Origin of the sequence: Helicobacter sp. MIT 05-5293, from assembly GCF_000765665.2 — a bacterium.
Taxonomy (GTDB): domain Bacteria; phylum Campylobacterota; class Campylobacteria; order Campylobacterales; family Helicobacteraceae; genus Helicobacter_C.
The window spans coordinates 766,757-792,612 of record NZ_JROZ02000001.1 but is presented as its reverse complement, the minus strand read 5'-3'; the positions used below and the strand labels follow the sequence as shown (position 1 = coordinate 792,612).

The window sequence follows — 25,856 nt, the reverse complement described above, 5'->3', positions numbered from 1 at the left end:
AAAATGTTCCAAAAGATTCTCATTGCTAATCGTGGCGAAATTGCGGTGCGTATTATTCGAGCGTGTAGGGATTTACATATCCAAAGCGTGGCGATTTATGCTCGTGCTGATAGGGATTCTTTGCATGTCAAAATGGCAGATGAATCTTACGAAATCAGCGATGATCCCTTAAGGGGATATTTAGATCCTGATATGATTGTCGAAGTTGCGCTCAATGCAGAGGTTGATGCGATTCACCCCGGTTATGGGTTTTTGAGTGAAAATGCAGCATTTGCTAAAAAAGTGCAAGATGCGGGGATTGTATGGATTGGTCCAGATTCTCAAACGATCGCAAAAATGGGCGATAAAAACGCTGCGCGCTCAATTATGCAAAAAAACGGAATCCCTATTGTGCCGGGCACAGAACCACTTAACAATCGTTCTATCCATAGCATCGCTAAAGAAGCTCTTAAAATCGGCTATCCCATTATCCTTAAAGCAAGCAGTGGTGGAGGCGGCAGAGGTATACGCGTGGTTGAAAAAGAAGAAGACTTAGAAGATGCGTTTAATGCTTGTAAGCGCGAGGCAAAAGCATTTTTTAAAAATGATGATGTGTTTATGGAAAAATACATTACAAACCCGCGCCACATTGAATTTCAGATTCTCGCAGATAATTATGGTAATGTGATTCATTTGCTTGAGAGGGATTGTTCGATTCAGAGACGGCATCAAAAGCTTATCGAAATCGCTCCTAGCCCCTCTATCAGCGATGATTTGCGGCGTAGAATGGGTGTAACTGCTGTGGCTGCGGCAAAAGCTGCAGGATATACAAATGCTGGAACGGTGGAGTTTTTACTTGATGATAATGGTGTGTTTTATTTTATGGAGATGAATACGCGCATACAAGTCGAACATGGTGTTACAGAGGCTGTTACAGGTTATGATCTTATCGGGCGACAAATCCGTATTGCACAAGGTGAAATTCTCGATCTTAGCCAACATGATATTCGCGCACAAGGCTATGCTATTGAAGCGCGTATTAATGCTGAAGATGTCAATAATGACTTTATCCCTAATCCGGGGAAAATCACTACCTACTACCCTGCTCTTGGACCTTTTGTGCGTGTGGATAGCTGTATTTATAAAGATTATGTGATTCCTCCTTATTATGATTCAATGATTGCAAAACTCATCGTTCATGCTTCAAGTTATAACCTTGCTGTGAATAAACTTTCAAGAGCATTAAGTGAATTTACGATTAAAGGTATCAAAACAACCATTCCTTTTTTGATTAATATTTGCAATGATAAGGATTTCAGACAAGGACACTTTGATACCTCATATTTAGAAACAAAATTGCAAGAATTAATGCCAAGCCCTACAAGCAAACCTGAAGATGATGTAGTCGCTGTGATTGTTGCTGCTTTGAGTGCGAGATATGGGGCGTAAATAATGAAAAATGTCTATAAAAATACTAATTTTTTAGACAAAAGAGCGTGTGAAAAGTTCAAACTTACATCAGAATTGCTTATGGAAAATGCCGCATTTGCTTTAGAATCTTTGATTGCTAAGGTAACGCACAAAGGCAGTGTGATTACAATTTTGTGCGGTGGGGGTGATAACGGGGGCGATGGCTATGTGCTTGCTCGCAGGTTAAGCGGGGATTATCATATCAGAATCTATCAAGTCAAAGAGCCTAAATCTCCCTTGTGTCAAGAATCATATGAGCGAGCAAGTGAATGTGAAATTAAATGGATTAAAAAACTCTTGCCTTGTGATGTGATTGTGGATTGTATTTTTGGGAGCGGGTTTAGAGGTGAGCTTGAACCTTATGTCAAAGATATTATCAAACAAGCCAATAAGATTGCTAGAATCAGAATTGTTTGCGATATTCCTAGCGGTTTGAGTATGGAATCTCACCCAGATTCTGTGATTTTCAAGGCTCATTACACAATGTGTATGGGCGCACTCAAACTCGTATGTTTAAGTGATATTGCAAAGGATTATGTGGGAGAACTATTTGTAGGGGATCTTGGACTTTCAGCAAAAAACTACGAAATTAGCTCCAATATCAAGCTTCTAGAATCTTGCGATATTTCTTTGCCATTGCGTTCAAGCCATAATGTCCATAAAGGTAATTTTGGGCATTTAGCTGTTTTTAGTGGTGAGAAAATTGGAGCAAGCATTATTGCTGCGCAAAGTGCATTGCATTTTGGAGTGGGACTTGTGAGCCTTATTAATGATGAAGAAAACTTCAAATACTCTGTCCCTTTTGAGCTAATGTCCGCTTCGACTTTACCACATAATACCTCTGCGATTGCTGCAGGTATGGGGCTAGGTAAAGATAATGCAAAAAAAGTCTTAAATCAGATTGAGCAACAACAAATCCCTTGTGTGCTTGATGCTGATATTTTTCACACACCTTGTATTAAAGATTTTTTAGATTCCACACTCAATGCACAGACCCTTGAAGACACGATGCAAATCGTGCTGACACCCCACCCTAAAGAATTTGCTTCACTTCTTGAAATATGTGAGCTCGGGCATCTTGCTCTGCAAAATCGATTCGAACAAATGCTTGCATTTTCTCAAAAATACCCCCATATCGTGCTTGTGCTTAAGGGTGCAAATGTGTGGATTTCTAAATCACAAGAAATATTTATTAATCCTTTAGGCTCAATGGCTTTGGCAAAAGGCGGTAGTGGTGATGTGCTTGCGGGATTAATCGGTGCGTTGCTTGCTCAAGGTTATGACGCCTTATCTGCAGCGATTCAAGGCTCATTGACACACGCTCTTGCCTCACGACTTGCTATTGAAAGTATCGCAAATTATGCTTTGACTCCACAACTTTTAATTGAAAACATTACAAAATTACATAAAAAGGAATATTTATGAATGATAATTTTTATATTGGCTCAAAATCTTTTACTTCGCGTTTAATCGTAGGGAGTGGTAAATATCAAGACTTCACCACGACAAAACAAGCAACACTCGCAAGTGGTGCAGAGATCATCACTGTGGCTGTCAGACGCGTAAATATTATGGACAATAAAAGCGAGAATCTCTTAGAAGTCTTTAAAGATACCCCTATACAATTTTTACCTAATTCGGCAGGGTGTGTAAATGCCAAAGAAGCTATCACACTTTTTAGACTTGTCAAAGAGGCGACAGGGATTGACTTTATCAAGCTTGAAATCATTGGCGACACGCAAAAGACACTTTATCCCGATGTGCTAGAAACACTCAAAGCAACAGAAACACTTGCAAACGAGGGATTTTGCGTATTAGCTTATACAAATGACGATCCGGTAATGGCAAAGCGACTAGAAGATGCAGGAGCAAGTGCGGTAATGCCCCTTGCTGCGCCTATTGGTAGTGGTCTTGGAATCCAAAATCGCTATAATATTGGCTTTATCAAAGAAGCAATCAAAGTGCCTTTGATTGTCGATGCAGGCGTAGGTTGCGCAAGTGATGCAAGTGTCGCTATGGAGCTTGGAGCTGATGCAGTGCTTACAAATACTGCAATCGCTATGGCGAGCAATCCTATTTTGATGGCTGAAGCGATGAAAAACGCGGTCTTAGCAGGGCGTCAAAGCTATCTTGCAGGTCGGATTCCACGCAAAGCCTATGCAAGTGCAAGCTCACCTATTGAAGGTATGGCGCAACTTTCATAGATTCTGGATAAAATATGAAAGATAGAATCTTCACACAAGATGTCAGCAAGCAATTTGAATTTGATGCGCAAGTCGCAAGTGTATTTGATGATATGCTTGAGCGTTCAATCCCACACTATAAAGAAGTATTGGGACTTATTGTAGATTTTTGCTCTTATAATCTCCAAACACCACACAGAGAATCCCAACACTTAGATGTTACAGAGTCTGCAGAATCTCACACAAATAACTCGCAAACTTCGCAAGATTCTCAATCTTTAGACTCTTCCAATTCTCCGCTTATTTATGATTTGGGAAGCTCGACTGGCACGACACTTTTAGCCCTCTCTCAAACTCTACCCTTGCACACGCGTTTTATAGGGATTGACAATTCTCAAGCAATGGTTGATAAAGCCTCACTCAAAGCACAAGCCTATGAGGCAAAGATTGATTTTGTATGCGCGGATTTACTTGAGTATAATTTCTTACCTTCGCAAGTTGTGATAGCAAATTATATTTTACAATTTATCCGTCCGATGCAACGCGCCGCATTGTTGCAAAAGATTTATCATTCTTTGAGAAATGGTGGGATTCTCATCATCAGTGAAAAAATGATTTCTCATCACAGAATCCTTGACCATCAAATGATAGAGCGATATTTACGCTATAAAAGTGAGCAAGGCGGGTATAGTCAGACTGAAATCAGCAAAAAACGCGAGGCATTAGAAAATGTATTAGTGCCTTTTAGTCTTGAAGAAAATATGGCTTTACTCAAACAAACGGGATTTGAAGGTATCGAAGTGCTTTTTAAATGGGTGAATTTTGGCACAATCATCGCCAAAAAATAATATGCTTTTCATGAGGGATTTGATGAATGGCTAATAATGATACATCACAACGCATATTATGGTCTGTTTTAATGTTTGTCGCAATGATTTTTTGGGGAATGTCATGGCCTTTTTCCAAACTCCTCACGCAACAAGCCTCACCTTATCTCATCGCTTTTTTGCGTTTTGCGGCGGTAAGTATTACCTTTATTCCTGTGATTTTATTCCTCAAACTTTCATTTAAGATTCCCAAAAATACACTCAAAATGTTTGTAAGCGTTTCACTTTTTAATGCCTTATATTCGCTTTTCTTTTTTGTGGGCTTGGGGTTTGGTTTTGCAGGCAAGGCAGGTGTAATCACGGTAACACTCTCCCCTATCCTTACGGCACTTTTTGCGGCGATTTATTACAAAACACATTTATTAGGGAGAGAAAAAATCGGACTTTTGATTGGTTTAATTTTAGGCGGATTCTTACTCCAAGCAAGCAGTTTTGAGACACTTTTTTCACCTTTTAATCTCTTTTTTGTCGCAGCTGCTACAAGTTGGGCGATACTCACAATTATCTCTCGCCATCTTTCAGAGCATCTCCACCCTATTGTATTAAATTTCTACACTTCACTCTTAAGCGCATTATGGTTTTTTCCTGTTATTTTCATACAAGATATGAGTATTTTACTTGAGGTCAAGGCTGATTTTTGGCTAGATTTATTTATCATAGCTGTTTTATCTACTGCCATTGGCACAAGTATTTTTTACAAGGGTGTGAGTGTGCTTGGAATCAATCAAGGTGCGAGTTTTACGCTTATTACGCCTCTTAGTGCGTTGTTTTTTAGTTTTGTTATTTTGGGTGAGATTCCCCAATGGCAGACGCTTATCGGTGGCACAGGAGCGATTATTGCGATATATTTTATCAGCCTTTATCAATCTCATCATTTTAAATTTTTCAAAAAGGAGTTATTATGAAAAATATTTTAGTCCCCATAGCACAAGGGTTTGAAGAAATAGAGCTTGTTTCGATCATCGATACACTAAGGAGAGCTGGGCTTAATGTGATTGTAGCAAGTTTAGATTCTCAAAAATTAGTGAGAGGTGGGCATCAGATTTTTATCCAAGCTGATATGGTATTATCAGAAGTTGATATATCATCTTTAGGGGCTATTGTCCTTGCTGGAGGACTTGAAGGAATGCAGAATCTCGCTGCATCATCAAAAATCATTGAGATTATTCAAACACTTGATTCTCAAAAATCTCTCGTATGTGCGATTTGCGCCTCTCCCATCGTGCTAAATAAAGCAGGTGTGCTAAAGGGAGATTTTACCTGCTATCCGGGCTGTGAGGAAAACATCAAAGCTCATAGGCTTGAAGTAGCTGTTGTCAAAAATGAAAATCTCATCACTTCTGCTGGTCCTGCCACGGGAATATTGTTTGCCCTAGAGATTATTAAAGAACTTTGTGGCGCACAAAAAGCGCAGGCATTATGGGAAGGTATGCAAATACCCCTTGCTCAATCTTATCCTAATACATTTGCATCGTGATACAATGCAAACTCCCATGCCACAGAATCAAAGTGCGACAATCAATGCCTACCACTCGGTGATTAGGCAATGCCGCACGCAAAGTTTCTAGCACTCTAGCATCATTGGCGTCATTATAGGTTGGCACGAGCAAACCTCCATTGACAAATAAAAAATTCACATAGCTTGCTGGCAATCGTTCTTGATTCTCATCATAAATCGCTTGAGGAAAAGGAAGAGCGATAAGCTCATAAGGTTTGCCATTACTCTGCCGAAGTGATTGCAATTCCTTCTCCATTTGTCGCAATTCCTTAAAATGCTCATCATGAGAATCTTCACATTTCATATAGGCGATTTTATCTGGTGCAATAAATCGTGCAAGCGTATCGATATGACTATCTGTATCATCTCCCGCTAAAAAACCATAATGCAGCCACAAAATCTCCTTCACACCAAACAAACTTTTAAGCTTATGGTGAATCTGCTCTTGTGTAAGGTGAGGATTGCGGTTAGATTCTAAAAGACATTGTGTATTGGTCAAAAGCACGCCTGCACCATTACTATCAATGCTGCCCCCTTCAAGCACCATATCTACTTTAAGAATCTTATCAGGTGTAATAATCGCTGCAATTTCTGGGATTTCTTTCGCAAGGGAGGCGAGATTCTGTGTGATTTGATTATCAAAATTTGCAGGATATTTTAGTCCCCAACCATTAAAACCAAAATCAAGAATCTTTAATTGCTGGTCTTCTTCGATAGTAATTCCTCCAAAATCCCTTGCCCATGTGTCATTTGTGGGGATTGAAGCAAGGATTAGATGCTTGTTTGCAATCTCTTGGGCAAAGCGTGAATGTAATATTTCCCAACCCTCTTTATCCCTTGTATCCACACATAAAAGCACAGATTCAAAGCTCAAAATATTTTTAATAATCTCACAAAAGCATTCTCTTGCGTCCTCCAAATGCTCCGACCAATCACTATTTTGATGAGGGAAAGCCATCAAGATAGCCTTTTGCTCCTCCCACTCTGCTTTCAAATGTCTCATATTTATCCTTTATTTTGTATAATTCTAGCATATTATTAAAAAGGATTCTGATGATTTTGAGCATTGAATCAAGCTGTGATGATAGCTCCCTTGCTCTCACTCGTATTGCGGACGCAAAGCTAGTATATCACATTAAACTTTCTCAAGATCAAGAACATAGCCGCTATGGTGGAGTTGTGCCAGAAATAGCCTCAAGACTTCATGCAGAAAGATTACCCGAGATTCTCTCAAAGCTTAAAATATTTTTAAACAACGACTTCTCTTGTCTTAAAGCTATTGCTGTTACTTCACGCCCGGGCTTAAGCGTTACGCTCATTGAGGGAATGATGATGGCAAAAACTTTAGCTCTTGCCTTGCATCTTCCACTTATCTGCATCAATCATCTTAGAGGGCATATTTATTCACTTTTTATCAATAATCCTACCCCGATTTTTCCTTTAGGGATTTTACTTGTATCAGGCGGACACACGCAGATTCTCCAAGCGCACTCCCAAACGCGTATTGCTATCATTGCACAAAGTCTTGATGATAGCTTTGGGGAAAGTTTCGATAAAGTCGCTAAGAATCTCCATTTGGGTTATCCCGGAGGTCCTATTGTCCAAGAAATGGCACAGAATTTTACCAAAACACATCGCACCCCGCATCAATTCCCCGTGCCACTTGCTCAAAGCAAGCAACTTGCCTTTAGTTTTTCGGGCTTAAAAAATGCTGTAAGACTAGCTATTATAGAGGATTCTAAAGATTCTCCACTCCAACAAGAGAATCTCGAAAGTATTTGTGCAGGGTTTGAGCAAAGTGCTTGTGCGCATATACTTCAGCGGTGCAAAATGTATTTTCAAACACCTTCAGCGCAAGAAATCAAATTTTTTGCAATTGTAGGAGGAGCAAGTGCAAATCTAAGATTGCGCCAAGAGATAGAATCTCTATGTCAGCAATATGATAAAAAACTACTTCTTGCGCCACTTGAGTTTTGCTCCGATAATGCAGCGATGATTGGACGAGCGGCAATAGAAGATTATAAATGTAAAAATTTTACGCCTCTAAGTGAGGCGCAAGTCGCACCCAAAAGCTTATCGGGTGATTTTGTGTGAATCTAAAACTTATCTAGTAATTAAGGTTTATCATACCTTATATATAAAATTAACTCCAAAAAAATTATCTTGTATTCTTTAGTTAAAATAACCTAAAATTTTTATCAGAATCAAAAAAAAAAAAAAACGATATTGTGTAAAATTTATACAGAAATGTAAGGTTAAGAGAGTTCTAGCATTCGATCCAGTGCGATTTTTGCCCATTTTTGAATCTCTGCATCTAAAAAAACCTCGTTGATTGGTTTATTATCTTCATACGCACGCAACACATCAAGCAAATCTTGCAGGGTCGTCTCATTCATTGTGGGGCATTGTGGCTTACTCGCGCTTAAGACAAAAGTCGTTTGCTCATCTCCATTTTTAGGGCGCAAACGATTGACAAGATTAAATTCCGTGCCTACGGCGACTTTTTGCTCTAAGGGGAGACTGCGCACATAATGGATAATTTGGCTTGTAGAACCGACAAAATCCGCCATTTCTACGACATTTGGATCACATTCGGGGTGAACAACGATTTTAATATCTTTAAATTTTGAACGATAGAATCTCACATCATTAGGCGTGAAAAGCTGATGAACAGAACAGAATCCATCATAACATATCACATCAGAAGAAAGCACCTTTTGAGGTTCATCTCTGCCTAATAACGATGAGCTTTTGCCATCAGCTCGAGCGAGATTTTCTCCCAAGCAACGATCGGGAAGAAAGAATATCTTTTTACCTTGTGCTTTGGCAAAGTCAAATATCTTCTTTGCATTTGCGCTTGTGCATACAAGTCCGCCCATTTGGGCGACTTTGGCTTTCACATCGACATTGGAATTGATATAAGTGATAGGAAAAATCTCCTCACGACTTAAACCATAAGATTCTAAAATCTTAATGCTTTCATCAAAATAATCCGAATCTATCATTCGAGCCATAGAACAACATGCTAAACGCGGCATAATCACGCGTTTTTGTGGCGCGAGCACTTTCACACTTTGTCCCATAAAAGCTACACCACAAAAGACGATAAGATTTTTATCACTCTGTGAAGCTTTACGCGAAAGCTCTAAGCTGTCTCCGCACAAGTCTGCAAGAGCGACAATTTCATCTTTTTGATAAAAATGCGCGACCAAGAGGGCATCAAGCTTATGTAATAACTCGGTAATTTGGTGAGTAAGCATCTTATCTTGCATAGCATTTCCTTTTTGGGAATTATGAATATGTCCCTATGTTTTGTGCGTATCGGACTTTATCACCCATTTGGATATTAAATTCTGCTTGTTCCATCGCCAAAACAACGGTAGAACCCATTTGAAACATTCCTAATTCTTCGCCTTTGCGTATTATAACAGGTGTTCGATAATCATAAGTAATGTTTTGCATACCCGCATTAGTGTGGATTTTAGAATCAAAATGCAAAACAATACTTCCCACATTAAGCGCACCGACAGCGACAAAATACAGCCATTGATTCTGTGTTTTTGCGACTACGACTACACGCTCATTTCGCACAAATAAATCGTGATTTTTGTTGAGTGAGGGCATATTGACAGCTAAAAGCTCTCCACCAAAATAACGCACTTCTTGAATCTCCATATCACAGGGTGCGTGAAAACGATGATAATCTCTAGGAGAAAGATAAAAATTAATATAATGCAAATCCTTATCAAGTTTTTGTCCTAAAAGCTCTTCAATAGAGTAGCTCATTCCTTTGATTTGCAGTGCGGTTTTTTGCTCTGTCTTGCCCATTTGTGTGATTAGAGAATCTGTAGGTGCGATGAGCGCGTTAGGATTAGTATCTATGGCACGGGGTTTTTGTAGTGAGCGTGTAAAAAGCGCGTTGAGCGAAGAGTAACTCGATATAGGGGCAAACTCTTCTAAATCAATTTTGAAAATTTTCACATACACACGATTGATAAAATGTTGGATAGGTGTGCAAAATTGATGTGAAGCAAATCGACCAAATAGTCGTGAAATACGATTAGAATAAAACATTTTAAACTCGCTTTTGTAAAGAATTTTGCCCGCGAATTGCTAAGGCATAGAAAAATGGCGTATCCAAAAGGGCTAAAAAGATTTTCATTGCAAAATCAAAAAGCACCATTAGTAATACCTTTTCCCACGGATACACAAACAAAAATGCAATGTGAAAGAATATCATTGTATCAATGAATTGTGAAGCAATCGTGCTAGCATTATTTCGTAGCCACCACAACGCGGGAAATCTATTTTTAAGATAAAAAAACAAATGAACATCGACATTTTGAGAGACAAAAAATGCACACACGCTTGCAAGAGCAATGCGTGGATCACTCGCATAAAGTGAAGGGATAAAAGCAAGCAATAAACCTAACCATAAGGTTTTCAACACTTGCGCTTTTGAATATTTTTCACTTAAAATATCCATGAGCAAAAAACTTAAGGGATAAGTTAAAGCCCCATAAGTCAGCGGTGAATCAAAAATATGATATTGCACGGTATAATTAGCAAGCACGACAATAATAGCAAATGAAAATGCGCTGAGTAAAAAGACACTTTTTCTCATTTTATGATATTGCTGTGGTTTGAGACTCACAAATAACTCCTTAATAATATTTTAGATTCCAATTTTATCACTCCTTATGTTCGGATTCATACAATGGGATTGATTCAAGAATCTGGCTTGAGAGTTGTGCATTATATTGTTTCAAGCTGTTTTTTAGCTGAATTTCCCATAAGTCAAAACCTTCTCTCATTTTCGCCTTAAATGTATCTTCGTTAAGTGCTTCATCAACGCTATTAATCACGACATCAGTTGCTACAAAGAATCCAATTGCACATAATGGCGCAAATGCCCCGCATAATAAAGCACCCCCTGCCCCCACAGCGGTAGAAGTCCCCTTTTTAAGGGCGGTTTTACCTAATAATTTGCCCCCACTTTTGGCAATTGCCTTGCCCGAAGCCTTTAATATCATCACGCCCCCTACGCTGATGCTTAAAAGTGCGGAAATTCCATCAGTTGCTCTTGGAGAAAGCAAATCAAGGGATTGATTAAACACATCAAGATTCGTATTTTGAGTGATTTTAGCACCTTCTTTGGTTTTTTGATAAGAAAAAAGTTCAAAGGTTTGCTGCATTTTTTTCTTAAGATCTTGCAAATGCGTGTCGTATAGACCATTAAGATGCTCTTGCAAATCATAAGGCGTGTAGGTTTTAAGCAAAAAAATGAATTGCTCTTGTGCGTATTCTTCACCTTTGCCCAATGCATTATAAAAAAGTCTTGTGTATTCCCCATAAATGCTAAAATACCACCGACTATACGCATCAATAATCATTTCTTTTTTTGCAAGATAAGTATCAATGCTTTCATCACTCATATTATCAAGCTCATTTTGAAAATCCAACAAATGATTTTTGATTTTGGTCTGCAAGGCAGGTAAATCTTTGGTATCGATAAAAGAATGAATGCCCTGCACGCTTATTTCAATATATTGCGCACCTTTATCGACAAGCTGTGAGCTGATTAAGGCGTGGGGTTTAAGCGTTGTTTTGGCAAGAGGTTGGAGGTGGATACTGATATTAAACGCGATATAAAGAAAAATCAGAAAGAATAAAGTGCCAAAAAAACTCGGCATAGTAAAGATTCTCAAAATTGGAATCTTAGAATAATGAGAATCTGATGTGTTTGCTTTGGCTTCTTGAGATTCTGTAGGGGATATTGATGTCTTGACACCACTTAGACACAAGAGCGAAAAGCTAACAAAACAAGCAAAATTCCCTAAGGCATAAAGCAAATCAAGTGCAAAAGTCAAATAACGATCCCCAATACTGCTACGCAAAACATCAAGAATCGCTTTTTTAAGCAACACAAAACCAAAGCTTTCTTTCCAAAAAGTGCAAGTCATTTGTGTTATATTGGATTGCTGCACTAACGCTTCGTAATGTGTTTTTAGCTCCAAAGCTGGAATCTGTGTTGCAAGGCATATACTTGCGATACAAGCGCATAATGCACAAAAAGCCGCCGTATATTTTTTTGCCAAAAACGGAGCAAAGTCAATAGCAAGATTTGCAATGCAAAGCTTTCTAATGAGATAATAACTATAAATACTAATAGGCACAAGCAAACACAGAATCAAAATATCACTACCACTTGGAAACATCAGTATAAAAAACAATGAAACAGACCCACAAAAAGCTACAACGATGGCAATAAGCTTACTTAATGTAAAGTGTCCAAAGTAACGATGCAAAAAAGAATTTTCCTTATAATATGCTTTGATAGTAGCTTGTTTGCGTATTTTGATGATTTGATACACTTGTGTGTAAAGAGCGACAAACAATAAAATAAGAGCGACAAACAATAAAATACACCAATGAGGAAAAAAACCAACGATAAGAATAAGAAGAATAGCAGTAATAAAAAAACTAAGATTGAGATATTTCATTTTTATCTATCCAGACTCTAATGATTGAATCTGAATTTATTGTAAAAAGATTTATTTGGTAATCGCATTTAAAGAAATCTCTACGCGTCTATTTTGCGCTCGACCTTCTGCAGTAGTATTTGGAGCAATAAATTGTGTCGCACCCAACCCTTCAATTACAAATCGTTCGGATTTTACTTTTTGTCCAATAAGATATTGCGCAACGGTGTTTGCTCGTTGTTGTGAGAGAGTAAGATTTGTCTTTGCAGATCCTGTGTTGTCCGTATATCCTACAACGGTAACAATAGTTTTTTCATACTTATTCAAAACTTTTGCGACCGAATTAAGCACTGCATGGAAATCCGAACTCAAATCTGCACTCCCGCTCTTAAAGGTAATATCTCCGGGCATATTAAGGATAATTTCATCACCATTTTTCGTAACGCTTACACCCGTGCCTTTAAGCTCTTCACGAAGTTTTTTATCCTGAATATCCATATAAGCCCCGACACTTCCGCCAGCAACTGCTCCAATACCTGCTCCGATAGCTGCTCCTTTAGCACGATTATTTTTACTGACCAAAGCCCCAATACCTGCCCCGATAGCTCCAGCACCTACAGCTCCAATAGCTGTTTTGCTTAATTGAGATTCACCTGTGTAAGGATTTGTCGTGCAAGCAGCCATTAGTAACGCCCCACAAGCAACTAATGAAATTCTAGAAAACATTTTTGTCGTCATACTATGTCCTTTATAAGGGGAAATTAAAACCAAGATTCTATCAAAGATTTTTTTTATTTATCTTTAAAGAGAATATAAACCTTGTAGATATTCTTGACATTTTTCTAACGCCTTGCGCCTATGGGAGATAAGATTCTTTTTTTGAGGAGAGAATTCTGCTAATGTGAGAGATTGAGGATTGTCTTGTATAGGGATAAAAATCGGATCATATCCGAATCCTTGGACACCTTTTGGTGTTGTAATCACATATCCCTCCAAAATACCCTCAAAATGTTGCGATACACCTTCTCCCACCAAAGCTACATTAGCGACAAAATGAGCTTTAGAGGATTCTAACTTTTTATCTTGAAGCATCGTAATCACACATTGTAGATTCTCTTTATCAGTGCTATTTTTTATACTTTTTACAGCTAGATTCTGATGAAAATGCTTATAATGAGCATAACGCGCACTATAAATACCCGGCTCCCCATTGAGGGCTTCCACACATATCCCACTATCTTCGGCAAGCACAAGATAAGGTTTGGGGCATACGGCTCTTTGAAGAGCATCATTAATCGCTTGTGCCTTAATGAGTGCATTTTGCGCAAAGCTTGTGCCATTTTCTTCAATCTCAAAAGGCGATATAAAATCGCTGAAACGATAGAGTGTGAATGAATCTAATATCGCTTCGATTTCGCGCATTTTGTGGGCGTTTGTAGTCGCTAAAATAATATTCATAGCTTTTCCTTTGTATTGGTGTCAATTTGTAGCAGATTTATAGAATCTAATGCCACCTTCGCGCCTTTAAACGCATCTTGCCGCGCATTAATGCACCTAATCTGACGACAGAGATTCTGTGTTTTTGACTAAGACGCTTAAGACGCAAATGATCTCTTGGAGAAATAGCAAGGAGCATCTCATACACTTCACCGCTATTATACATTAAACGATAATAAGGCGATGTCGAGATTCTGTCTTGAGGAGTGAATTTAAGAAAATTGAGCTGTGATAGGTGCGAAAGCTCACTATAAATACCATCAGAAATATCCATTCCTGCCCTTATAAACCGACTACAATCTTTGATAAATCCCTCACGAATAATAGGCAATAAAAACCTCCCTTTAGGGCTAGTTTTCATCATATGCGGAGATTTTTGTGAATCTTTTGAGTGGTTTAAAAGCAAACCTCGCAAGGTTTTTGCAGTTTGAATAATTGTTTGAGAGGGATAACGATCTTGCGTATAATAAAGCACACTGCCCTTTTGGATTCTATCACGATAGAGGATTTTTCTTGATGCTATGCCTAGCATTGTAATGTGAATCTGCAATCTATCAGAGCTAATCGTATCGCCGCCAATAATGCGAACAGAATGTTTTATAGCAAACTTTTTGATACCTTTGACAAAATCAGACACATCGCTTTGAGACCATTTTTTAGGCAAACAAACACTTAGCATCGCGTATTTGGGAGTGGCATTCATCGCAATTAAATCTGAATAATTGACTAAAAAAGCCTTATAAGCAAGATCTTGCGGCGCAAACCATGATGAAAGGAAATGCACCCCTTCACAAAAACTATCCATACCCAAGACAAAATTTTTAAAAGGGGCTTTAATATGCCCTTTATGGCGCATTTTAAGGGACAAAGGAGGAGAATCAAGGATACAACAATCATCACCTATACCTTGCGTAATGCCAGATTCTATAAGTTTTTTAATAAAAAATGATTCTCTATCGAATTGTGGAAAATGGCGAGAAGTGATTATTTTTCTTGTGTTTGTCATAGTATTTTCATACTAATATCGACCCATTGAGCTTGGTGGATCAACGCTCCTACGCTGATTGCATCGACACCGGTATGAGCATAATCGACAATATTTGCAAGTGTGATATTGCCGCTTGCTTCAAGTAAAATATGTGGAGCGTGGAGATTGCGATATTGCACAACTTCTTTAACTTCTGAAGGCGTCATATTATCACACATAACAATATCTGCACCGGCATTTATAGCCTCTTTGACTTGCTCAAGATTCTCACACTCAACCTCTATTTGAGACATAAATGGCAATCTTGACCTTGCTTTGCTAATTATCTCTTGAAGATTGCTAATATGCTTTAAATGAGTATCTTTCAGCATCAAGCCATCATCAAGTCCAAAACGATGATTAAAAGCCCCACCATTACGCACAGAATATTTTTCAAGCTCCCTTAGTAAAGGACGCGTTTTGCGAGTATCAAGGAGCTTGATAGGCATAGGCAAATGTTTAAGGAGTGAAACATATTGAGAACAAAGTGTAGCGATACCGCTACTATGCGCAAGAATATTTAAAAGCACGCGTTCAATTTGCAAAATAGCAATATAACTGCCCTCTATCACGCATAAAACATCGCCTTTGACAAATGCTTCTCCATCGGATTTTGAGCTTAGAATCTGAATCGAAAAAGATTCTAAAAGGATTTGCATATATTGCTCTCCGGAAAATATACCCGAATCTTTGGCGATAATATGCGCTTTTGTCTGCCTATCAGTAGCAAAAAGTTCGTATAAATCACCTCGCCCTAAATCTTCTTGCAAAGCCTGTTCTAAAAACATCTTTATACGATAGTGATTCATAGCTTTCCTTTTGCCCTCTGATATACTTTTATTATTTTGTATAGAAATGAAAAGAGTTAATACCCTCTTTAACCGCCCATTCATAAGCTTCAGAAACAAAATTCCAATTAATGTGTTTCCAAAATGCTTCAAGATAAGCTGGGCGTGCATTACGATGATCGATATAATAAGCATGTTCCCATACATCTACAACCAAAAGTGGCACTTTAGATTCTGTCGCAGGTGTCGCCGCATTGCTCGTTTGGACAATTTCAAGCTTTTTATTTTTGACATCATACACAAGCCAATTCCACCCTGAACCAAAAAGTGTTGTGCTTGAAGTAATAAACGCTTCTTTAAAAGCTTCCAAAGATCCAAATGCTGCATTTATTGCATTTGATAATTCATCTGATAGTTTTGTCTCCTTAGGGCTTATACAATCCCAATAGAAATTGTGATTATAAACTTGAGCTGCATTATTAAAGATGCCGCCTTTTGACTTAAGAATAATCTCGCCTAATGTGGCATTTTCAAATTCTGTCCCCTTGATAAGGTTATTGAGATTATTGACATAGGTTTGATGATGTTTGCCATAGTGATATTCGAATGCTTCCTCACTAAGAAAGCCGCTAAACTCATTTTTATTGTAAGGTAACTCACGTAATTGAAACATTTTTATCTCCTTAAAAGTTGTTTTTTATTGCTTAAAAAGCTTTGCCATTATAATAAAAATCTTTTAACCTTCTATTATGTGTATTCTTAAATTAAAATGAGAATCTAAAAGTTTCTAATAAGCGTGAAGACTTTGCAAGAAATCTTTTGTCCTTTGGTGAATTGGTTGTGTGAAAAATATCTCTGGCGGATTTTCTTCTAAAATTTCCCCTTGTGTCATAAACACAATGCGTTGAGCAATACTCCTTGCAAAGGAAAGCTCGTGGGTAACGATAATCATCGTCTTATTGTGAATCTTTTTGATTGTTTCTAGCACTTCACCGACAAGTTCGGGATCTAAGGCAGATGTAGGCTCATCAAACAAAATCAAAGTGCTATCAATCGCCAAAGCCCTTGCAATCCCTACTCTTTGTTGTTGCCCACCGCTAAGCTGATAAGGATAAGATGAGGCTTTATCGCGTAAGCCAACCTTTTCCAACACATTAAAAGCAATCTCTTCTGCTTGTTTTTTGGGTATCTTTTTCACGACAATCAAAGCTTCGGTAATGTTTTGCAAAACATTTTTATTGACAAAAAGATTATAATGTTGAAAAACCATTGTGCTTTTACGCCTCAAGTCAAGCATGGCTTTTTGTGAAAAAGAAGCATAATCTAAACTCACATTATCAATCCTTATACTGCCACTTTGAGGTCGCTCAAGCAAATTAATACAGCGCAACAAGGTGCTTTTGCCTGCACCGCTTGGACCAATGATCGCTATAATCTCACCTTCTTTAATATGAAGATGAATATTTTTAAGAATATGATGTTGTGCAAATGTCTTATTGACATTTTTCAGCTCAACCATTGCATTTATCCTTCCGCATAGCTTTTCCTAAAATGTTTCCATCGTTTTTCGAATCTGAAAAATACATATTCAAGCAACGCACAAACACCCCAATACATTAATGCTGCCATAAAATAAACTTCTAAAAATTTTGAGCTTCTGCCAGATTCTATATCTGCTAAGCCCATTAATTCGGGCACTGTTATCACTGAAGCCAAAGAAGTATTTTTGACTTGCAAGATAAAAAAATTCGCCAAATTAGGCAAGGTAATCATTAAAGCTTGTGGTAAAATAATGCGTATAAAAGCCTGTCTTGTGCTCATACCCACACTATATGCGGCTTCAATTTGCCCCTTATCCACAGCAAGAATACTTGAACGGAAGATTTCTGTGAGATAAGCACTTGCATGAAGAGAAAAAATCACCAAGGCATAATAAATCGCATCAATTGCGCTAAAATCCATATCAAAATCTAAAGATCTTAGCAAAATGGGAATCCCATAATAAAACATAAAAAGTTGCACTAAAAGCGGTGTCCCACGAAAAAAAGAAACATAAATCACAATACATTGATTAAGAATAGGGATTTTATAGATTCTCACAAGGGCAAAGAAAAACCCCCAAATACAACCCACGACAAATGAAAAAATAGAGATAAAAAAAGTCATAGGGACAGCAGGCAAAAGCTTAAAAAATGTATCAAGAAAATAAGATAAATCAAACATTATCACCCTTGTAATAGCACACAAATCTCATTTTAGAATCTTTAATCACTAATCTTGCGTGTAATCTTTACCAAAATATTTGATTGATAATGCCTTTAACTGACCATCTTTGTGGGCTTTTTGTAATGCTTGAGAAAGGGCATCTTTAAGCTCTTTTTGTGTCTTTGGAAAAATAAAAAACACGGGTGTTTTTTCTAAAACAAAATCTGTCGCTTTAAGATTCACATTCAAAGCCTTTGCAGTATCGACAATCGCAATAGGATCATCAATAATCGCATCGATTCGCCCATTTGCCAAATCCGCAATTTGAGGGGGTGAATTTTTGTAATACACGATTTTAATGTTTAAATCAGAATGTTTATCAAGATATTTTTCAAGGTTAAAAGCATGACTATCTCCTAGCCCCACACCGATTTTCTTACCTTTTAGCTCGTCAATGTGTTGAATACGAGAATCCTCTCGCACAACTAGCACACTTGCGCCATAAAAATAAGGTATATCCGAGAAAATGTATTTTTCTTCACGCTCTTTAGTTTTGTTGATTTGATAGGCTAACATTTGATATTTTCCTGCATCAAGCCCTACAAAAAGAGCATTCCAAGCTTGTGGGTTAAAATGAAAAACCAATCTTTTGTCATATTGTGATAAAAGTCTAAGCACATCGACATCATATCCTGCAGCTTTATCTTGCTCATCAATATACGCAAAAGGTCGGTAAGAATTTGATGTGCCTACTTCGATAGGAGTTTTAAAGTCCGCATACGCAATACACAAAATGATACTTATCCCGCACAAGATTCTTTGAAACATTATTTTCCTCCAAACTCTTCTCTATTTTTTAAAACAAAATGTTAGAAAATATTTAAAGTAAAAATATATCGTAAAATATTTATTTTTTATCTATCAAATACTAATTTTGCCTCTAAAAAAGCAGAGGCAAATATAATCAAGGAGGAGAGACAAATTAAGATATTTGATAATTTGTAGATAGATTTTTAGGAAGTTTAAGTGTAATTTATACACTTTATGGCTCCGGATGCAGGATTCGAACCTGCGACCAAGTGGTTAACAGCCACCTACTCTACCGCTGAGCTAATCCGGAATATGCTAAAAAAGAAATCGCATTATAGAGAAAAATCGTCCATAAGTCAAGAGAAAAAGTGTTAGATTCTGAATCTATATTGTCATATAAAAGGCTACATCACCTTGCATACAGATAGAAATCTCTTGTTTTTGGCAAAGCTCATCAATAAGTGCTAAAGTTTGTCTGTCAAACATCGCCAAAGCATCATTAACACTTAGTGGGCGGCGTTTAATCAATCCCAATAAAGAATCTTTTGATAAATTTTTCTTTTCATCAGAATCTTGCTCATTTTGACTTTGTGCTAAACGTTTGGGAAGATTGATACACAAATGAGGATAGTGATCAAAGTATTGAGCAAGTTGCTGCAAAGTCTCTTCATCGACAGATTCTACAGGATAGGCAGGAGGGCGATCAATGCTCCCTATATCAACGCGTTTAATGGGAAGCTGTGAGAGAAATTCTGCAATGGCTTGAGCCTCTTCAGGAGTGTCATTAATACCCTTGACAAATAAAACCTCCGCCATCAATTCGCCTTTAAACTTTTGAGCAAATGTCTTAATCCCTTGTTTGATAGATTCTAATTCAAGACTTTTATGTGGTCTATCAACTTGCTTGAAAGATTTAGCATTAAACGCATCAAAAGAGCATTTGACGACATCAAAAAGTTGAAGCGTTTCTTGAATATCTTTTCTCCATAAAAGTGAGCCATTTGTAAGAATCATTAGTTTGATAGGATCAGGCAAAAAAGTGCGAATCTGTTGAACTAATATCCTAAGGTGCGGGTAAAGCGTGGGTTCGCCATTAGCAGTAATCGTCAAAACATCAAAGTTATTTTGATAGGTTTCAATAGCCTTCTTAACCGCATCAATAATATCTTGCACAGCAATGATTTCTTTCATAGATTCTATGCTTTTTGCCCTTTGCAATTCACAATACACACAATCAAAATTACACTGCTTCACACTTGGCGACAAATCCACACCAAGAGAGCGACCAAATCGCCGAGAATACACGGGACCAAAGACAATATCCATTATTTACCCTTAAATTATTTTCATTATTATATAAACTTCACGCCCAAATCTTAGGCATTTTTAGTATAACATATTTTACTAAGCACTTTGTTTTTTGTGATACAATATTGCCTTTTATAGATTCTCTCAAATGAATAAGGCTTGATTGTGGCAGATACAAAATTTCTATCTTCTATCTTTGCAATATCTTTCGTGGGCATCATTAGCGGCTGCTCCACGCTCAACAACAATACTCATATTTCAATTGTCGATGACCCTACAATGGCAATGAAGCAAATTGCAGGCGAACGCATTAGGACTTATGGCACAGACCAAAAAGCATTACTAAAAGAGATTCAGAAAGTCAAACAAGAATACAATAAAATGACTAATGCTCTTAGTGGCAATGTCGCTAAACAATGGGGTAATGAAGATGTAGCTTTGCCAAGTGCTAGCACTTATGTGCGCTATTCTAATCATTATAAATCCAAAGCAAGCATTGACTTTGTGCGTGGGATTATTCGTATCGAAACACTTGAGAGTAAAAATCCTGCTGAAGCCTTACAAAAAGCCATTGTCAATATGCTTTTGCTCCCTCAAGATCCTAGCAAGGTTGATTTGTATTCTGATGATGATTTAAAATTTGATGGTAAGCCTTTTCTTGCGGGTTTGATTAAAGACCAAGACGGGCAAGATATTCTTTATGAATGGCGAGCGCAAAGATTTGCTCAATATCTCACGCAAAATGCCCTCAAGACGCGCTCTGACAGCAAAGGACAAACGATTTCTTATGTTGAAGTCAAAATGGACGGAAACTACCAAAACATTGCCGAAAACAAATACGAAGCAATCGTGCAAAAATATGCCAAAAAATACAATGTCCCTGCCCCATTGATTCTCGCTATTATCCAAACAGAATCAAACTTCAACCCTTACGCCGTGAGCAATGCTCCTGCTTATGGTCTGATGCAGATTGTCCCAAGCACTGCAGGAAGAGATGCCTATGAGCTGATTAATGGCAAAAAAGGCACGCCCACAAAAGAAATGCTTTTTAATCCCGAGACAAATATCGAATACGGCACGGCTTATTTGAGTATATTATTGACGCGCTATTTGGGGGGTGTGAAAAATGCCCAAAGTCGAGAATATTGCGTTATTACAGCCTACAATGCCGGAGCAGGACTTGTTTTAAAGACTTTTCACGCAGACAAAAACACTGCAATTTCACGCATCAATGCTCTCTCTCCTTCAAAAATATACGATACCTTACACACAAAGCTTGATTCTCAAGAAGGACGCCGCTATCTGATGAAAGTAACGACCAATAAGCAAAACTACACGCATATCAAATGAGAAAAATTAAAGGTAAAAAATAATGATGAGACTTATTGAATTTTATTCTGAAGAAAAACAATGCAGCTATATCGCATCAAAAAAGAGCTGTTTTCGTTATTTTATTATTCATAATGTCTCTGTGGAGTTTTATTACGGACTTTTGGAGCGTGGGTGGAGACGCTTTGGGAATTATTTTTTTACGCCTATGTGTGAGGGTTGTATTGACTGCATCTCGATTCGCACTTTGATTGAAGAATTTAATTTTAGCAAAAATCATAAAAGAGTGCTAAAAAAGAGCGAAAATATCCAAATATGCGTGCAAAAACCAAGCGTTTCACAAGCTCATATCGACCTTTATAATCGCTATCATCTTTTTATGCAAAATAAGAAAGGTTGGGAATACAATCCAATCACGCCCGATGCCTATGTGGATATGTTTGTCGAAGGACATCAAAACTTTGGCTATGAATTCTTATACTATTTAGATTCTGAACTTATCGGCGTGGGATTAGTCGATGTGCTAAAAGATAGTATTACTGCTGTTTATTTCTTTTACGATCATCGATTTGCGCATTATAGTCTTGGCACGCTCAATATTTTAAAGCAGATTCAAATCGCTAAAGAACATCACCTCAAATATTTCTATCCGGGTTATTGGATAAAGGATCACTATTGTATGGGCTATAAAGAGCGATTCACACCCTTTGAAGCCTTGCAAAATATCCCTGATGTCTTTGATGTCCCTATTTGGGAGATGTATGGGATAAACAAACACAGCCTTAAATAAATATACTGCAAGAAGGAAAACTATGGATTTTTTAGAAACCTATCTGAAAGCAATAGAATCTATCTCGCCTCAAGATAAAGAACACACGCACCGAACTGCTTTAGAGAATCTAATGAATGCGTTCAAAGATACTCTCACACAAAATAAGTGTGGCTTAAAAGATTTAAGCATCAGACAAGAGCCAAACAACGATAAAGAGGGGCGCGGCGCACCTGATTTTGTGATTTTATCTCAAGGCTTAAGTATCGGTTATATTGAAAATAAACGCGTGAATGCTGATTTAGATTCTGTGGCACAAAGTGAACAGATTAAAAAATACCTGTGCTTGAGTGATAATCTTATGCTCACTGATTATTTGCGATTCTGTCTCATAAGAAAAATGGGGGGGGGGCAATAGTAAAAGAGCTTAGAATCTGCGAACTTAGCCAAATCAAAGCCACCCTTAAAAATAAGCAACTTTTAGAATCTAAAGCAAAAGAACTCCTTGAACTCTTTACCCTCTTTCTTACCCATTCACCTAAACCCATTAACACCGCTTTAGAGTTTGCCAACGCCCTAGCTCTGCGCACACAGATTCTAAAAAGTTTTTTGATAGATTCGCAAGAAAATAAAAACATTTCAGGTATATATAATAACTTCAAACAATCTCTCTATGATAAGTTAAAATTTGAAGAGTTTGCCGATAGTTTTGCCCAAACACTCACTTATAGTTTATTTCTTGCAAGGCTCAACCACACAGATAGCAAAGAGCTTGATTTATATAATGCAAAAAAGTTTATCCCTAAATCATTCCCTCTTATTCGTGCTATGAGCGATTTTCTCAATCAACTTGAGGATTTAGATCCTATCAAATGGCTATTAGGAGAAATAATCCATATCATCAATCATATTGATATTACAAGTATTATCCACGAACTTAATAAAGTGAGCGAAAAAGATTTGATAGGAACTTACACAACTGCTTACACACATAAAGACCCTTATTTGCATTTCTATGAGACATTTTTAAGTCAATACGACCCAAGATTACGAGAGATTCGCGGGGTGTATTATACTCCTGCAAGTGTGGTGAGCTTTATCATCAATGCCATAGATTCTGTATTGAGGGCTGATTTTGGTTTGCAAAAGGGCTTAGGAGCGAGTTTAGATAACCATAACATCACTCTTTTAGACTTCGCCACAGGCACAGGGACATTCCTCTTAGAATCTTTTCGCAAGGCTTTAGAATCTCCACCCACAAATAGCCCCTATCACGACCCTAAAATACTACTTAAACAATTTTTTGGCTTTGAATTTCTTATCGCTCCTTATATTATCGCACATTTGCGACTTTCACAAGCTTTTAAAGAGGAATTTAATGCGGAACTAAAAGATAATGAAAGTTTGAATATCAAACTGACTAATACGCTTTATTTTAAGTGGCGAAGTCATGAAGAATGGGACTCAACTTTTAAAAATAGCACAAATGTTGCACTCACTCAAGAAGCGCAGGAAGCGCAAGAGATTAAAGAAAATCCAATTCTTATCATCACGGGGAATCCCCCATATTCAGGCGCAAGTGCAAACAAAGGCTTGTTTGAAAAAGAAGTGCAAAATACCTACAAAAAGCCTTTAGAGTTTCCAGGTCCGGTGGCAATTTACAAAAATGACGAAAATGGTGGTAAGATGGTAGAAAAAGAAAAAAATCCCAAAATGCTACTTGATGATTATGTCAAGTTCATCTGCTTTGCCGAAAAGAAAATTAAAGAGCAGCAAAGTGGAATCTTTGCCTTTATTTCTAATAATGGCTTTTTAGATAATCCCACCTTTCGTGGAATGCGCTATTCACTGCTGAAAACCTTTGATAAACTCTATATCCTAGATTTGCATGGCAATGCACGCAAAAAGGAGCTATGCCCGGATGGGAGCAAAGATGAAAATGTGTTTGATATTATGCAAGGCGTGAGTATTAATGTATTTATAAAAAGTTCGGAATCCAATAATGGAGATGCGACTTTAGTCGCACAAAAACCATTGGCGCAAGTCTATCATTACGACCTCTATGGCAAACGCAAAGACAAATATAATTTTCTTTATGAAAATGTTTTAGATTCTATCACTTGGAATGCGCTCACACCCAAAGCACCCTTTCATCTCTTTATCCCGCAGAATGAAGCTTTAAGAGAAGAATACGATAAAGGTTGGAGTGTAAAGGATATATTTAGAATCTCAAGTGTGGGGGTTACAACAGCTAGAGATGATTTTTGCATTTCTGATTCTGATAGTGAAGAATCTTTACTTACATTCAAAGCAAAAATTTCACGCTTTTTAGAGCTTGATATAGAATCTGCGAGAAAAGAATTTAATTTAGGTGAAGATTCAAGAGATTGGAAAATAGAATACGCCCAAAAAGAACTAAGAAATACAAACAACAATCCTAAAAATTATGTAAAAATTCATTACCGACCTTTTGATATGCGTTGGACTTATTACACAGGTAAATCTAAAGGTTTTCATTCTATGCCTAGAGGGCAGATAATGCAGCATTTTTTACAGGAGGACAATAAGGGTTTTGTCGTTTCTAGGCAAGTAAAAGAAAGTAAGACCTTTCAGCATTCTTTTGTTACAAATGAAATAATAGATAAATGTGGTGTTTCACCTAGTAGTTTTGCCTCACCCCTTTACCTTAAAAATGAAGATTTAGAATCTCATAGAGTAGAAAACTTCACACTAGAATTTAGAGAATTTATCGATTCCAAATACAACGAACATTTCAGTCCTGAAGCGATTCTAGGCTACATTTATGCGGTGCTTTTTCACAAAGACTATCGCGAAAAATATATTGATTTCTTAAAGATTGATTTCCCAAAGATTCCTTTTGTAGAATCCAAAGAAAATTTTCTAGCCCTAAGTGCATTGGGACAAGAGCTTATCGCTGTGCATTTAATGCAAAATTCACCAATAAGAGAGAGAGAGAGAGAGAGAGCAGAATATAATGAGAACAAATCGCAATATAGGTTTAGTGCTTTGCCGACAGCTATCGAGCCAAACATTCACTCACAGCTTCATAACACATACGATAATGGAAATGTGCTATATGTCCAACAAAACCAAAGAGGGGAACTACCTATTCCCCCTCTATCTCAAGGCTTAAACATGCAAAATATAGGCTTAGTCTGTGATAGAGGCTGTAAATTACAAGAGATCAATAATATCTTTATCACACAAAATATTATCGATTTGCATTTGGTAGGTGCTGGGAGTTATGTTTTCCCACTTTATCTTAAGGAGAATTTATGCTAGATTCTATCGGAGAGCCACTCTATAAAGATATAAAAAACAAAAACCTAAAGATTGAAAAATCTTTCTATAACGCAGAATCCAAAGAACTTTTTGTAAATGATTCTCTCTATTTTTGCAATGTCTCAAAAGAAGTATGGGAGTATAAAATCGGAGGCTATCAAGTCTTAGATAAATATCTTAAAAGCCATAAGAGCGAAGAAATAGACTTTGAGTATTTTATGAGAGTGATTCAAACTTTACATAAGAGCTTGGAAATAGAATCTAAAATTGCTGAAATAAAATTGTATTGAGATTTTAATCCATCTCATTAGAGTTAAGCTA

At 37.4% G+C, this 25,856-nt stretch carries 26 protein-coding genes and 1 tRNA gene; 12 read left to right on the top strand and 15 right to left on the bottom strand.

The genetic code is table 11. The features are described from left to right. Positions 1-3 precede the first annotated feature (3 nt). From LS68_RS04035 to LS68_RS04010, 6 genes are read left to right on the top strand one after another with little or no spacing between them, the layout of a single operon-like run. Positions 4-1,428 (top strand): acetyl-CoA carboxylase subunit A, encoded by a 1,425-nt coding sequence (locus tag LS68_RS04035; protein WP_034371798.1) that lies wholly within the window; start codon positions 4-6, stop codon positions 1,426-1,428. A 3-nt stretch (positions 1,429-1,431) separates the two neighbouring features. Continuing rightward, a complete protein-coding gene (locus LS68_RS04030) occupies positions 1,432-2,874 on the top strand; it encodes a bifunctional ADP-dependent NAD(P)H-hydrate dehydratase/NAD(P)H-hydrate epimerase (RefSeq protein ID WP_034371796.1) in 1,443 nt (480 codons plus the stop codon). Then, positions 2,871-3,653, top strand: coding sequence for a thiazole synthase (locus tag LS68_RS04025; RefSeq protein WP_034371793.1), 783 nt, complete (start codon positions 2,871-2,873; stop codon positions 3,651-3,653). The genes LS68_RS04030 and LS68_RS04025 overlap by 4 nt, the downstream gene beginning before the upstream one ends. A gap of 14 nt (positions 3,654-3,667) precedes the next feature. Then, a complete protein-coding gene (gene cmoA / locus LS68_RS04020) occupies positions 3,668-4,480 on the top strand; it encodes a carboxy-S-adenosyl-L-methionine synthase CmoA (protein ID WP_034371790.1) in 813 nt (270 codons plus the stop codon). Positions 4,481-4,506: 26 nt separating this feature from the next. Then, positions 4,507-5,424 carry a DMT family transporter gene (locus tag LS68_RS04015; protein WP_052100403.1) on the top strand — a complete coding sequence of 306 codons (918 nt, stop codon included), beginning with the start codon at positions 4,507-4,509 and terminating at the stop codon, positions 5,422-5,424. Next, positions 5,418-5,996 (top strand): DJ-1 family glyoxalase III, encoded by a 579-nt coding sequence (locus LS68_RS04010; protein WP_241993679.1) that lies wholly within the window; start codon positions 5,418-5,420, stop codon positions 5,994-5,996. The genes LS68_RS04015 and LS68_RS04010 overlap by 7 nt, the downstream gene beginning before the upstream one ends. Here LS68_RS04010 and LS68_RS04005 read toward each other — a convergent pair. Beyond that, on the bottom strand, positions 5,977-7,020 hold the full coding sequence (locus tag LS68_RS04005; protein WP_034371784.1) for an agmatine deiminase family protein: 1,044 nt from the start codon (positions 7,018-7,020) through the stop codon (positions 5,977-5,979). The two genes, LS68_RS04010 and LS68_RS04005, sit on opposite strands and share 20 nt — an antisense overlap. Before the next feature lie 50 nt (positions 7,021-7,070). Here LS68_RS04005 and tsaD point away from each other — a divergent pair, with 50 nt between their 5' ends. After that, the gene (gene tsaD, locus LS68_RS04000) at positions 7,071-8,111 is read left to right on the top strand and encodes a tRNA (adenosine(37)-N6)-threonylcarbamoyltransferase complex transferase subunit TsaD (RefSeq protein ID WP_138090999.1); all 1,041 of its coding nucleotides are present in this window, start codon (positions 7,071-7,073) and stop codon (positions 8,109-8,111) included. Positions 8,112-8,272: 161 nt separating this feature from the next. On the opposite strand, the gene nadA is transcribed toward tsaD, so the two are convergent. From nadA to LS68_RS03930, 14 genes are all read right to left on the bottom strand, one after another. Continuing rightward, entirely contained in the window at positions 8,273-9,289 is a 1,017-nt protein-coding gene (gene nadA, locus LS68_RS03995) for a quinolinate synthase NadA (RefSeq protein WP_034371543.1), read from the bottom strand. Positions 9,290-9,308: 19 nt separating this feature from the next. Further along, entirely contained in the window at positions 9,309-10,091 is a 783-nt protein-coding gene (locus LS68_RS03990) for a phosphatidylserine decarboxylase (RefSeq protein WP_138090996.1), read from the bottom strand. Between the two features lies 1 nt (position 10,092). Further along, a complete protein-coding gene (locus tag LS68_RS03985; protein WP_034372502.1) occupies positions 10,093-10,641 on the bottom strand; it encodes a queuosine precursor transporter in 549 nt (182 codons plus the stop codon). Between the two features lie 67 nt (positions 10,642-10,708). After that, positions 10,709-12,520 (bottom strand): hypothetical protein, encoded by a 1,812-nt coding sequence (locus LS68_RS03980; protein WP_034371545.1) that lies wholly within the window; start codon positions 12,518-12,520, stop codon positions 10,709-10,711. 51 nt (positions 12,521-12,571) lie between these two features. Then, a complete protein-coding gene (locus tag LS68_RS03975; protein WP_034371548.1) occupies positions 12,572-13,237 on the bottom strand; it encodes an OmpA family protein in 666 nt (221 codons plus the stop codon). A 63-nt stretch (positions 13,238-13,300) separates the two neighbouring features. Next, complete coding sequence (rdgB, locus tag LS68_RS03970) at positions 13,301-13,957, bottom strand: RdgB/HAM1 family non-canonical purine NTP pyrophosphatase (protein ID WP_034371551.1); 657 nt, start codon at positions 13,955-13,957, stop codon at positions 13,301-13,303. Positions 13,958-14,003: 46 nt separating this feature from the next. Then, positions 14,004-15,002 (bottom strand): thiamine-phosphate kinase, encoded by a 999-nt coding sequence (locus LS68_RS03965; RefSeq protein ID WP_052100348.1) that lies wholly within the window; start codon positions 15,000-15,002, stop codon positions 14,004-14,006. Next, positions 14,999-15,832: a carboxylating nicotinate-nucleotide diphosphorylase gene (gene nadC, locus LS68_RS03960; RefSeq protein WP_034371554.1), complete on the bottom strand. Its 834-nt coding sequence runs from the start codon at positions 15,830-15,832 to the stop codon at positions 14,999-15,001. Before nadC ends, LS68_RS03965 begins: the two co-directional genes overlap by 4 nt. Before the next feature lie 31 nt (positions 15,833-15,863). Then, positions 15,864-16,484 carry a superoxide dismutase gene (locus LS68_RS03955; protein WP_034371557.1) on the bottom strand — a complete coding sequence of 207 codons (621 nt, stop codon included), beginning with the start codon at positions 16,482-16,484 and terminating at the stop codon, positions 15,864-15,866. 114 nt (positions 16,485-16,598) lie between these two features. Further along, positions 16,599-17,330, bottom strand: a complete 732-nt coding sequence (locus LS68_RS03950; protein ID WP_034371559.1) for an amino acid ABC transporter ATP-binding protein — start codon at positions 17,328-17,330, stop codon at positions 16,599-16,601. A gap of 5 nt (positions 17,331-17,335) precedes the next feature. Continuing rightward, entirely contained in the window at positions 17,336-18,034 is a 699-nt protein-coding gene (locus LS68_RS03945) for an amino acid ABC transporter permease (protein WP_034371563.1), read from the bottom strand. Positions 18,035-18,082: 48 nt separating this feature from the next. Continuing rightward, positions 18,083-18,844, bottom strand: coding sequence for a transporter substrate-binding domain-containing protein (locus LS68_RS03940; protein ID WP_052100350.1), 762 nt, complete (start codon positions 18,842-18,844; stop codon positions 18,083-18,085). 217 nt (positions 18,845-19,061) lie between these two features. Next, positions 19,062-19,136, bottom strand: a tRNA-Asn gene (locus LS68_RS03935). A gap of 74 nt (positions 19,137-19,210) precedes the next feature. Beyond that, on the bottom strand, positions 19,211-20,152 hold the full coding sequence (locus LS68_RS03930; RefSeq protein ID WP_034371566.1) for a radical SAM protein: 942 nt from the start codon (positions 20,150-20,152) through the stop codon (positions 19,211-19,213). Positions 20,153-20,299: 147 nt separating this feature from the next. Between LS68_RS03930 and LS68_RS03925 the strand changes: the two genes are divergently transcribed. From LS68_RS03925 to LS68_RS09780, 5 genes are all read left to right on the top strand, one after another. Continuing rightward, a complete protein-coding gene (locus LS68_RS03925) occupies positions 20,300-21,484 on the top strand; it encodes a murein transglycosylase domain-containing protein (RefSeq protein WP_034371569.1) in 1,185 nt (394 codons plus the stop codon). A gap of 25 nt (positions 21,485-21,509) precedes the next feature. After that, complete coding sequence (locus LS68_RS03920; RefSeq protein WP_034372511.1) at positions 21,510-22,253, top strand: arginyltransferase; 744 nt, start codon at positions 21,510-21,512, stop codon at positions 22,251-22,253. 22 nt (positions 22,254-22,275) lie between these two features. Further along, positions 22,276-22,650 carry a hypothetical protein gene (locus LS68_RS09960; protein WP_052100351.1) on the top strand — a complete coding sequence of 125 codons (375 nt, stop codon included), beginning with the start codon at positions 22,276-22,278 and terminating at the stop codon, positions 22,648-22,650. 191 nt (positions 22,651-22,841) lie between these two features. Further along, the gene (locus LS68_RS03910) at positions 22,842-25,535 is read left to right on the top strand and encodes a type ISP restriction/modification enzyme (RefSeq protein WP_347232416.1); all 2,694 of its coding nucleotides are present in this window, start codon (positions 22,842-22,844) and stop codon (positions 25,533-25,535) included. Beyond that, complete coding sequence (locus LS68_RS09780) at positions 25,529-25,825, top strand: type ISP restriction/modification enzyme (RefSeq protein ID WP_034370458.1); 297 nt, start codon at positions 25,529-25,531, stop codon at positions 25,823-25,825. The genes LS68_RS03910 and LS68_RS09780 overlap by 7 nt, the downstream gene beginning before the upstream one ends. Positions 25,826-25,856 lie beyond the last annotated feature (31 nt).

Bases quoted from the DNA above. Each gene is read 5' to 3' on its own strand.
- LS68_RS09960 (WP_052100351.1), top strand. From the start codon at position 22,276: ATGGATTTTTTAGAAACCTATCTGAAAGCAATAGAATCTATCTCGCCT.
- LS68_RS03920 (WP_034372511.1), top strand. From the start codon at position 21,510: ATGAGACTTATTGAATTTTATTCTGAAGAAAAACAATGCAGCTATATC.
- LS68_RS03980 (WP_034371545.1), bottom strand. From the start codon at position 12,520: ATGAAATATCTCAATCTTAGTTTTTTTATTACTGCTATTCTTCTTATT.
- tsaD (WP_138090999.1), top strand. From the start codon at position 7,071: ATGATTTTGAGCATTGAATCAAGCTGTGATGATAGCTCCCTTGCTCTC.
- LS68_RS03965 (WP_052100348.1), bottom strand. From the start codon at position 15,002: ATGACAAACACAAGAAAAATAATCACTTCTCGCCATTTTCCACAATTC.
- LS68_RS03955 (WP_034371557.1), bottom strand. From the start codon at position 16,484: ATGTTTCAATTACGTGAGTTACCTTACAATAAAAATGAGTTTAGCGGC.
- nadA (WP_034371543.1), bottom strand. From the start codon at position 9,289: ATGCAAGATAAGATGCTTACTCACCAAATTACCGAGTTATTACATAAG.
- LS68_RS09780 (WP_034370458.1), top strand. From the start codon at position 25,529: ATGCTAGATTCTATCGGAGAGCCACTCTATAAAGATATAAAAAACAAA.
- LS68_RS04005 (WP_034371784.1), bottom strand. From the start codon at position 7,020: ATGAGACATTTGAAAGCAGAGTGGGAGGAGCAAAAGGCTATCTTGATG.
- LS68_RS03990 (WP_138090996.1), bottom strand. From the start codon at position 10,091: ATGTTTTATTCTAATCGTATTTCACGACTATTTGGTCGATTTGCTTCA.
- LS68_RS04015 (WP_052100403.1), top strand. From the start codon at position 4,507: ATGGCTAATAATGATACATCACAACGCATATTATGGTCTGTTTTAATG.
- LS68_RS04030 (WP_034371796.1), top strand. From the start codon at position 1,432: ATGAAAAATGTCTATAAAAATACTAATTTTTTAGACAAAAGAGCGTGT.
- LS68_RS03975 (WP_034371548.1), bottom strand. From the start codon at position 13,237: ATGACGACAAAAATGTTTTCTAGAATTTCATTAGTTGCTTGTGGGGCG.
- LS68_RS03945 (WP_034371563.1), bottom strand. From the start codon at position 18,034: ATGTTTGATTTATCTTATTTTCTTGATACATTTTTTAAGCTTTTGCCT.
- LS68_RS03940 (WP_052100350.1), bottom strand. From the start codon at position 18,844: ATGTTTCAAAGAATCTTGTGCGGGATAAGTATCATTTTGTGTATTGCG.
- rdgB (WP_034371551.1), bottom strand. From the start codon at position 13,957: ATGAATATTATTTTAGCGACTACAAACGCCCACAAAATGCGCGAAATC.
- LS68_RS03985 (WP_034372502.1), bottom strand. From the start codon at position 10,641: ATGAGAAAAAGTGTCTTTTTACTCAGCGCATTTTCATTTGCTATTATT.
- LS68_RS03950 (WP_034371559.1), bottom strand. From the start codon at position 17,330: ATGGTTGAGCTGAAAAATGTCAATAAGACATTTGCACAACATCATATT.
- cmoA (WP_034371790.1), top strand. From the start codon at position 3,668: ATGAAAGATAGAATCTTCACACAAGATGTCAGCAAGCAATTTGAATTT.
- nadC (WP_034371554.1), bottom strand. From the start codon at position 15,832: ATGAATCACTATCGTATAAAGATGTTTTTAGAACAGGCTTTGCAAGAA.
- LS68_RS04035 (WP_034371798.1), top strand. From the start codon at position 4: ATGTTCCAAAAGATTCTCATTGCTAATCGTGGCGAAATTGCGGTGCGT.
- LS68_RS03930 (WP_034371566.1), bottom strand. From the start codon at position 20,152: ATGGATATTGTCTTTGGTCCCGTGTATTCTCGGCGATTTGGTCGCTCT.
- LS68_RS04025 (WP_034371793.1), top strand. From the start codon at position 2,871: ATGAATGATAATTTTTATATTGGCTCAAAATCTTTTACTTCGCGTTTA.